1 protein-coding gene and 1 pseudogene are annotated in these 2,001 nt (G+C 34.6%); both read left to right on the top strand.

What is annotated here, in order from left to right; genetic code table 11:
* Positions 1 to 159: 159 nt before the first annotated feature.
* Positions 160 to 1,587 carry an alpha/beta hydrolase gene (locus NB504_RS01170; RefSeq protein ID WP_258428100.1) on the top strand — a complete coding sequence of 476 codons (1,428 nt, stop codon included), beginning with the start codon at positions 160 to 162 and terminating at the stop codon, positions 1,585 to 1,587.
* Positions 1,588 to 1,738: 151 nt separating this feature from the next.
* A pseudogene (locus NB504_RS01165) lies at positions 1,739 to 2,001 on the top strand (GNAT family N-acetyltransferase); the annotation flags it as partial.

Below are 2,001 nucleotides of genomic sequence, written 5' to 3'. Positions count from 1 at the left end.
ACATAACAAACGGTTCAAGAGGGACAGCCAACGCGCGGCATTTTTATTATGCGTTGGTTTTTGTGGTTACGGTGTTATGCGGAAGCTTGGTAATGGCGTTGGCTGCCCCTTAACCGGGCGTTACATGCTTTTCTGGGATTTTATTTAAACGGAGAATGAATGAATATACAGCAAGTAGATAAGATACTTTTTGAAAACTTACCTAGGTGCTTTCTAACTCTTACAACTTGTAGTTCCTATTATGTCGAACTAGATGAAGATAGTATTTTGATTAGAACAGATAGAAGATCTTTTAAGATAGAGGTTGAATGTATTTATAAGCTATTGTTTGATGTTTTGTCTTTGAAGAGCTTTGAAATAAAAAACTTTAAATACAAGCACAAGCATTCCGCTTATTTACTTCCTGTAATAAAGTATCTTATTGTTTTATGCGATGTTAATATTAATGAATATGCTGAACCAAAAGGAGGTTGGAAGATTGAGTTAACACAAGAATTGATTATAGAAGAAAGAGAAAAAAGACTTGAATGCTTTGAAATGATAGAGATATATCATAAGGAGTATTCTGATAGTTATTTTAATGGAATGCCGGAGTCCTTACAAAAGAAAGAAGCATTAGAAAAAAATGTAGTAGTTGATGTTTATTATGCTACAAATAGACAGCCTTCAAAAGATAAGGGCATTTTTGGTAATTTAGTCGATAATAAAACAAATTATGGTGTTGCAAAAGTATCAGTTCCTAAAAATGAGCATAGATCGGGTAGCGTTGAGAGGCCATCTGGTTTTTTTAAAATTATAATTCGAGAAGATAAAAATAAACATTTTGTAATAGATTCAGGAGAGAATTTAAAAGAAGCAGATTTTTTTGATGCTCTTAAGTCTGAATCAAATAAAAAAAGCTTAATGGTATTTGTTCATGGTTATAATGTTAGTTTTCAAAATGCAATTTTTAAATCTGCGCAGATAAAATATGATTTAAACTATGAATGGCCATTAGTTCTGTTTAGTTGGCCATCAAAATCAAGTGTGAAATCTTATGTGTCTGATAAAGAAAGCGCACTTAACTCATCTGTTGCATTAGCTTCGTTGCTTAAAAAAATATCTGAAATGGATATAGATGAAGTGTTTGTTATTGGTCATAGTATGGGTACCTTCTGTTTGGCTGAAGCGTTACGAGAGCTCGATATTAAGGATAATCCTTTTCAACGCTTAGTTTTGGCTGCGGCAGATATACAAAAACAGGCATTTTTTGAACGCTATTGTGAGAAAATTAAAGCTAGTTTTAATATGGTTTCATTATATGCATCATCTTCAGATAAAGCCTTAATTGCTTCAAATATGATTAACGAATCTGAGCGTGTCGGTGATACAAGAAATGGAATTGTTGTTGTAGATGGTATCGAGTCTATAGACATGTCAGAGCTTGACGATAATTTATTTAGTCTAGGTCACTCTTATATTTCTGAGAGTAACAGGGCTCTTGATGACTTATACCATTTTCTCATTAATGGATTACCAGCAGAGATGAGAAGATTAAAAAAACTATTAAATGGAGAATCAAAAACATATTGGTCTCTGCATTATTAGGATACGCATGTAACAAACGCCTCAAGAGGGACTGTCAACGCGTGGCGTTTCCAGTCCCATTGAGCCGCGGTGGTTACGGTTGTTGTGATTGAGTTTTGTTGTTATGCGTTGTCAGCCCCTTAGGCGGGCGTTAAATTACAAGGATAGTTCAGTGGAAATAAAGGAAATTAATTCAACCTCTAGCGTCTCAGTTCAGTTAAATTCATTGCTTATAGATTGTGTTGAGAGTGGTGCTTCAGTCGGTTTTTTAACTCCGATCGACAGAGAAGAAATCAAGTCATACTGGAGTGAGGTAGAATCGGATTTAAAGTCAGGAAAGCGTCGTTTATTTATTGCTCAAGATGAAAATGCCATCATCGGTGCAGTTCAACTTTCTCTATGCTCTAAAGCAAATGGTTTACATCGAGGGGAAGT

It is taken from the genome of Vibrio sp. RM-69-4 (assembly GCF_024743775.1).
In the GTDB taxonomy this organism is placed as follows: domain Bacteria; phylum Pseudomonadota; class Gammaproteobacteria; order Enterobacterales; family Vibrionaceae; genus Vibrio; species Vibrio anguillarum.
This window is presented reverse-complemented; position numbering and strand designations above follow the sequence as displayed.